At 68.4% G+C, this 7,292-nt stretch carries 6 protein-coding genes; all 6 read left to right on the top strand.

Features of this window, described 5'->3' with window-relative positions; all coding sequences use genetic code 11:
• Positions 1-253: 253 nt before the first annotated feature.
• Complete coding sequence (locus KH616_RS18880; protein ID WP_292249664.1) at positions 254-3,304, top strand: Rne/Rng family ribonuclease; 3,051 nt, start codon at positions 254-256, stop codon at positions 3,302-3,304.
• A 130-nt stretch (positions 3,305-3,434) separates the two neighbouring features.
• Positions 3,435-4,547 carry a GTP 3',8-cyclase MoaA gene (moaA, locus tag KH616_RS18875; RefSeq protein ID WP_292249663.1) on the top strand — a complete coding sequence of 371 codons (1,113 nt, stop codon included), beginning with the start codon at positions 3,435-3,437 and terminating at the stop codon, positions 4,545-4,547.
• Between the two features lie 8 nt (positions 4,548-4,555).
• The gene (gene mobA, locus KH616_RS18870; protein ID WP_292249662.1) at positions 4,556-5,173 is read left to right on the top strand and encodes a molybdenum cofactor guanylyltransferase MobA; all 618 of its coding nucleotides are present in this window, start codon (positions 4,556-4,558) and stop codon (positions 5,171-5,173) included.
• Positions 5,174-5,284: 111 nt separating this feature from the next.
• Positions 5,285-6,583: a gephyrin-like molybdotransferase Glp gene (glp, locus tag KH616_RS18865; protein ID WP_292249661.1), complete on the top strand. Its 1,299-nt coding sequence runs from the start codon at positions 5,285-5,287 to the stop codon at positions 6,581-6,583.
• A gap of 39 nt (positions 6,584-6,622) precedes the next feature.
• Complete coding sequence (locus KH616_RS18860) at positions 6,623-6,898, top strand: hypothetical protein (protein WP_292249660.1); 276 nt, start codon at positions 6,623-6,625, stop codon at positions 6,896-6,898.
• On the top strand, positions 6,895-7,292 hold a 398-nt coding region (locus KH616_RS18855; RefSeq protein ID WP_292249659.1), incomplete at its 3' end, for a GNAT family N-acetyltransferase. The genes KH616_RS18860 and KH616_RS18855, both read left to right, overlap by 4 nt.

Here is a 7,292-nt window from a genome sequence, read left to right as displayed (position 1 = left end):
TACGGCGTTGCGCCCGATTGGGTTTCGCGAAGCGTGCGGTGTGTGGACGCCGTGCTTTGAAGCCGTGTTCGAAGGTGCCCTATGGCCGCCGGCCCCGTCGTTCGGGCCCAAGCGCCTCTTCAGGCAATTCTCCCCGCCATCGTTCTCGCTCCAGCGTGCTTGTGACAACACAACAAGGCGCGGCCTGTCGTCGCCCCCGCCCTTGCGACTGACACCCGCAAGGCGCCGGCAGCAGAGCCGCCTGGAGTCGTTCATGAAACGCATGCTGTTCAATGCGACGCAGCAGGAAGAATTGCGCGTCGCCATCGTCGATGGGCAGAAGCTCATCGATATCGACATCGAGACCGCCGGCCGCGAACAGCGCAAGGGCAACATCTACAAGGGCGTCATCACCCGCATCGAGCCCTCGCTCGAAGCCTGCTTCGTCAATTACGGCGAGGACCGCCACGGCTTCCTCCCGTTCAAGGAAGTCGCCCGCCAGTATTTCCGGGAAGGCGTCGACATGCGTTCCGCGCGCATCCAGGACGCGCTGCGCGAAGGCCAGGAACTGATCGTCCAGGTCGAGAAGGAAGAGCGCGGCAACAAGGGCGCGGCCCTCACGACGTTCATCTCGCTCGCCGGCCGTTACCTCGTGCTGATGCCGAACAACCCGCGCGGCGGCGGCGTGTCGCGCCGCATCGAGGGCGACGAGCGCCAGGAACTGCGCGAAACGATGGCGCAGCTGCAGATTCCCGACGGCATGAGCATGATTGCCCGCACCGCAGGCATCGGCCGCAGCGCCGAGGAACTGCAATGGGATCTGAACTACCTGCTGCAGCTCTGGCGCGCGATCGAAGCCGCGTCGCAGAGCGGTCGCGCAGGCGAGCCGATGCTGATCTATCTGGAATCGAGCCTCGTGATCCGCGCGATCCGGGACTATTTCCAGCCGGACATCGGCGAAATCCTGATCGATACGACCGAGATCCATGATCAGGCCCGCGCCTTCATGGATATCGTGATGCCTGACAACGTCGCGAAGGTGAAGCGCTATCACGACGATGTGCCGCTCTTCTCCCGCTTCCAGATCGAGCACCAGATCGAAACGGCGTACTCGCGCACGGTGCCGCTGCCGTCCGGCGGCGCAATCGTGATCGACCACACCGAAGCGCTCGTCGCGATCGACGTGAACTCGGCGCGCGCGACCAAGGGCGCGGACATCGAGGAAACGGCGACCCGCACGAACCTCGAAGCGGCCGACGAAGTCGCGCGCCAGCTGCGTCTGCGCGACCTGGGCGGCCTGATCGTGATCGATTTCATCGACATGGAATCGGCGAAGAGCCAGCGTGAAGTCGAGCAGCGCCTGAAGGACGCGCTCAAGCACGACCGGGCGCGCGTACAGATGGGCAAGATCTCCCGCTTCGGCCTGATGGAGCTGTCGCGCCAGCGTCTGCGTCCGGCGCTGTCCGAAGGCAGCCACGTGACCTGCCCGCGCTGCAACGGCACCGGCCATATCCGCGATACCGAATCGTCCGCGCTGCAAGTGCTGCGGATCATTCAGGAAGAGGCGATGAAGGAAAACACCGCGGCGATCCACTGCCAGGTGCCGGTCGAGGTGACCGCCTTCCTGCTCAACGAAAAGCGTCAGGAAATCAACAAGATCGAGTCGCGCTTCAAGGTCGGCATCGTGCTGATCCCGAACAAGCATCTCGATACGCCGCACTACAAGCTCGAGCGCCTGCGCCACGACGACGCGCGCCTCGAGGATCCGCGCGCATCGTGGAAGATGGCCGAGGAAGCCGCCCGCGAGCTGGAGTCGGAAACCGGCTACAGCAAGCGCGCGGCCGAAGTGAAGCCGAAGCAGGAAGCCGCAGTGAAGGGCATCACGCCCGAGCGTCCGGCACCGAGCCCGGCGCCGCAGCGTCCGGCCGAGCCGGCGCCCGCGCCGGCACCGGCAACGGGCGGCGGCTTCTTCGGCTGGCTGAAGGGCTTGTTCGGCATGCAGCCTGCGCCCGCGCCGGCGCCGGCACCCGCGAAGGAACAGGCCGCACGCCCGGCCCGCGAGCGAACCGAGAAGACCGAGCAGCGCGGCGAACGCGGTGGCGATCGCAACCGTAACCGCCGTGGCGGCGCGCAGCAGCAAGCCGGCCGCGATCAGGCTGCCGCAGGCCGTGGCCAGCAGCCGCGCCCGGAGCGCGAAGGCAAGGAAGCGCGTGAACCGCGCGAGCAGCGCGAACCGCGTGAAGCCCGTGCCCAACGCGAGCCGCGTGAAGCCCGCGAGGGCCGCGAAACCCGCGAACCGCGCGAGACTCGTGAACCGCGTGAGACCCGGGAACCCCGCGAAGCGCGTGAGCCCCGCGAAGCTCGTGAACCACGCGAGGCACGCGAACCGCGGGAAAGCCGCGAGCGCATCGAGCAGCCGGAAGCCGTCGAGGCCACCGGTCGCGGCGAACGCCGTGAGCGCGGCGAGCGCCGCAAGCCGGTTCAGCACGCAGCGACGCTCGAGACCGTCAATCGTGGCGAAAGCGTGGCGCATGCAGAGCCCGCAGCGGACAAGATCGCTGCCGCCCTGCCCGGCGCCGAGGTGATGGCAGACGCGGAAGCCGGTGCGCGCGACGGCGAGGAACGCCGCCGCCGCCGCCGCGGCCGTCGTGGCGGTCGTCGCGAGCGTGACGAGGAAGGCGCGATCGTCGCCCAGGCCGTCGAAGGCGTTGAAGGCGTCGAAGGTGAAACCTTCGCAGCGCCGGCAACCGAGCCGACCCCGCTCGCCGCACCGGCCGCTGCGCCGGCTGCCGCCGTCGTCGTGGCAGCAGCAGGCGCCGTCGTCACGGAAGCCGTGCATGCGGAAAAGGCCGAAGCGGTCGCAACGCACGCACCGGCAGCCGCCGAAGCGCAACCGGAGCCGGTCCGCACCGAGGCCGTGACGGCCATCGTCGCGGCCGAGACCGCAGCGCAACCGGCAGAAGCACCGGTGGCAGCACCGGTCGTCGCCGAGGCGCCTGCCGCCGTCGAAGCGCCGCAGCCCGCGCCCGTCGCAGAAGCTGCACCGGCAGTCGAGCCGGAACCGGCGCCCGCGGTCGAAGTCGTGGCTGCATCGTTTGTCGCAACGCAAGTCCGGCGAGTCGCCGCCGCGCCCGAGGCAGCCAGCCTCGAAACGGTGCTCGCACAGGCCGGGCTCGTCTGGGTGAATACGGACGCGGACAAGTTCCGTGCCGCCCAGGACGCCGCTGCGCAAATTGCAAAGCCGGTTCGCGCGCCGCGTGAACGCCGGCCGCTGCCGCCCGTCGATGAGACGCCGATGCAGCAAGTGGAAACGACGCATCACTGATCGCGTCCGACCGCAACGAAAAAACCCGCTCCGGCGGGTTTTTTCATATCCGCCGGGCGGGCGCGCCCGCCCGGCGGCCTGGCACGACGCTTGCGGCTACAATAGAAACCTGGCTCGCACCTATTTCGATATGTCCCGACGCATCATTCCCCTCACCGATGTCAGCGCGGTTCCGGACGTCTCCGGCGCGGCGCACACACCCGACGGCGTTCTGCACGATACGCTGGCGCGGCCGCTGCGCGACCTGCGCATCTCGGTGACAGACCGCTGCAATTTCCGTTGCGTGTACTGCATGCCACGCGCGATCTTCGACAAGGACTACGCGTTCCTGCCGCACAGCGCACTGCTGACGCTCGAGGAAATCGAGCGTCTCACGCGACTTTTTGTCGCACACGGCGTCGAGAAAATCCGTATCACCGGCGGCGAGCCGCTCCTGCGCAAGAACCTCGAATTCCTGATCGAACGCCTCGCGCGGATGACGACGCACGCAGGACGCCCGCTCGACCTGACGCTGACCACCAACGGCTCGCTGCTCGCGCGCAAGGCGCGCGCGCTGAAGGATGCCGGCCTCACGCGCGTGACGGTCAGTCTCGACGCGCTCGACGACACCCTGTTCAAACGCATGAACGATGCCGATTTCGCGAGCGCCGACGTGCTCGAAGGCATCTTCGCCGCGCAGGCGGCCGGCCTCGAGCCGGTCAAGGTCAACATGGTCGTCAAGCGCGGCACGAACGACGGCGAAATCCTGCCGATGGCGAAGCGGTTTCGCGGCACGGGCATCGTGCTGCGCTTCATCGAATACATGGATGTCGGCACCTCGAACGGCTGGAACATGACGGAAGTGCTGCCGTCCGCCGAGGTCATCGCACGGATCGCCGAGCATTTCCCGCTCGTCCCGCTCGAGGCCCACAGCGCGGCCGAGACCGCCCAGCGCTGGGGCTACGCGGACGGCGCGGGCGAGATCGGCGTGATCTCGAGCGTCACGCAGGCATTTTGCGGCGACTGCACGCGCGCGCGCCTGTCGACGGAAGGCAAGCTGTATCTGTGCCTGTTCGCGACGGGCGGCCATGATCTGCGCGCGCTGGTTCGCAACGGCGCGAGCGACACCGAGATCTCGACCGCAATCGCCCGCATCTGGCAACAACGCACCGACCGCTATTCGCAGCTGCGCGGCAGCGCATCGTCCGAAGCCGCCGCAGAAGGCACGGGCAAGCGCGTTGAAATGTCGTACATCGGCGGCTGAGCGCCACCATGCACGAATCCACCACGCCCTCGATCACCGGCCTGCTGTTGGCAGGTGGCCGCGCAACACGCATGGACGGCGTCGACAAGGGCCTGCAGCTGCTGGACGGCACGCCGCTCGCGCTGCACGTGCTGCGCCGTCTCACCCCGCAGGTCGATGAGACCGTGATCAGCGCGAACCGCCATCCCGACCGCTATGCCGAACTCGGTGCACCGTTCCGCGCGCGCGTCGTGCCGGACGCAACGCCCGATTTCCCCGGACCGCTCGCCGGCCTGCTTGCGGGCATGCGCGCAGCGCGCACGCCGCTTATCGCCTGCGCGCCCTGCGATTCGCCGTTTCTGCCGGCCGATCTCATCGCACGACTCCACGCGGCGCTCGTCGCACAGCACGCGGACATCGCGATGGCGGTCACCGTCGACGCGCAACAGCATCGCTCGGTGCAACCGACATTCGCACTGTTGCGCACTGCGCTCGCCGATGACCTCGCCGACCGGCTCGCGGCGGGCGATCGCAAAGTCCGTGCGTGGTACGCACGCCACAAGACGGTCGAAGTCGCGTTTCACGACGAGCGTGCGTTTTACAATGCCAACTCTTGGCAGGAACTCGCCGCGCTCGCCCATCGCTGACGGCGCCGGGCCGGTTCCCGCGCGCCGCCCGTCGCATGCGTTGCGACGCTCCCGCGCCGCCAGCCGCATGCCGGCCACCAACCCGATACGCCTTGCGGCACAGCCCGATTCATGACCACACACCCCTCGTCCGCTTCCCGCCCTGCTCCCGCTCACGATGCCTCGCTATCGCTCGCCGACGCGCAGGCGCTCGCGTGCCGCTTCGCGGTGCCGGTCGAAGCGTGCGACACCGTTCCGCTGCGCCGCGCACCGGGCCGCGTGCTCGCGATCGACGTGCTGGCGCCGTTCGACATTCCCGCCTACGACAACTCGGCGATGGACGGCTATGCGTTCGACGGCGCATCGCTCGCCCACGCCGCGCCTGACGGCCAGGTCGCATTGACGGTCGCAGGCTCGGCCTTCGCAGGCCATCCGTTCGACGGCGCGGTGCCGCCGCACAGCTGCATCCGCATCATGACCGGCGCACAGCTGCCCGCCGGCTGCGACACCGTGATTCCGCAGGAACGCGTGAACGCACAGGCCGACACAATCCGCTTCGCCACGCGCGACATATCGCGCGGTGCGAACTGCCGCAAAGCCGGCGAAGATCTTGCGCGCGGCGCGCAAGCGCTCGTGGCGGGCCGCATCCTGCGCCCGGCAGATATCGGCCTGCTCGCGTCGTTCGGCATCGCGGAGATCACGGTGCGCCGCCGCTTGCGCGTCGCCGTGTTTTCGACCGGCGACGAACTGCGCGCGCCGGGCGAGCCGCTCGATCGCGGCACGCTGTACGACAGCAATCGCGACATGCTGATCGCGATGCTCGAACGCCTCGACGCCGAGCCGATCGACCTCGGCATCGTGCGCGACGATCCGGCCGCGCTCGAGGCAGCGCTGAACGATGCGCTCGCCGCAGGCGCCGATGCGGTGATCACGTCGGGTGGCGTGTCGGTCGGCGAAGCCGATTTCACGCGCGACGTGCTGGCGCGGCTCGGCAACGTCACGTTCGCCAGTCTCGCGCTGCGGCCCGGACGGCCGCTCGCATGCGGTACGCTCGCGCCGCAAACCGCCGGCGCGCGCAGCGCCCTGTTCTTTGGCCTGCCCGGCAATCCGGTCGCGTCCGCGGTGACGTTCCACTCGATCGTGCGGCCTGCTCTGCTGACGATGGCCGGCGCGCACGTGCCGCCGCCGGTCATGATCCGCGCGCGCAGCACACAGGCACTGAAGAAGCGCCCCGGCCGCACCGAATACCTGCGCGGCATCGCGACGCGCGACACCGACGGCAGCTGGCGCGTCGCACCGGCCGGCTCCCAAAGCTCCGCATCGCTGAGCGGGCTCGCGTCCGCCAATTGCTTCATCGTGCTCGGGCACGACGAAGGCGCGATCGACGCCGGCGCAACAGTCGATATCCTGCCGTTCGACGGCCTGATCTGAATTCCATCTTCGGCACATCCTTACGGGGGCAATCCGCACATGAAAAAACAAATATCGTCGATCGCCGCGGGGCAGACCGCCAAGGCGCTGATTCTCGTCTACCTGACCTTCAGCGTGCCGATCGTCGTGCTCGGCATCCTCGTCGCGTATGTCCGCTACGGCATGGTCGAACTGAGCACGATCCTGAGCGCGCTGCTGCTGAACGCGCTTATCGGCTTCGTGCTCCTGTGGATCGCATGTCACGCGTACAACTGGGTCGCGTCGCGCTTCGGCGGCATCGAAATCGTGCTGTCCGACCCGCCGGAGGAAGCATGAGCGGCGCAGCCGTCATCCGTGCGGCCGAGCCCCGCGACGTCGGCACCATCCTCGCGCTGATGCGCGAACTGGCCGAATTCGAGAAGCTCACGCATCTGTTCGTCGCCACCGAGGACGATCTCGCCGATGCGCTGTTCGGCACGCGCCCGGCGGCCGAAGCGCTGGTCGCCGAGCGCGACGGCACACTCGTCGGCTATGCGCTGTTCTTCCACAACTACTCGACGTTCCTTGGCCGCCGCGGCCTGTATCTCGAGGATCTCTATGTACAGCCGTCGCAACGCGGCACGGGGCTCGGCACCGCGATGCTCCGGCAGCTCGCGGCGCTCGCCGTCGAGCGCCGCTGCGCACGCTTCGAATGGTCGGTGCTCGACTGGAACCAGCCCGCGATCGACTT

Source organism: Burkholderia sp., assembly GCF_018375725.1.
Lineage (GTDB): Bacteria > Pseudomonadota > Gammaproteobacteria > Burkholderiales > Burkholderiaceae > Burkholderia.
This window is presented reverse-complemented; position numbering and strand designations above follow the sequence as displayed.

Coding starts and splice junctions, on each gene's coding strand:
- KH616_RS18880 (WP_292249664.1), top strand. CDS start 254: ATGAAACGCATGCTGTTCAATGCGACGCAGCAGGAAGAATTGCGCGTC.
- moaA (WP_292249663.1), top strand. CDS start 3,435: ATGTCCCGACGCATCATTCCCCTCACCGATGTCAGCGCGGTTCCGGAC.
- mobA (WP_292249662.1), top strand. CDS start 4,556: ATGCACGAATCCACCACGCCCTCGATCACCGGCCTGCTGTTGGCAGGT.
- glp (WP_292249661.1), top strand. CDS start 5,285: ATGACCACACACCCCTCGTCCGCTTCCCGCCCTGCTCCCGCTCACGAT.
- KH616_RS18860 (WP_292249660.1), top strand. CDS start 6,623: ATGAAAAAACAAATATCGTCGATCGCCGCGGGGCAGACCGCCAAGGCG.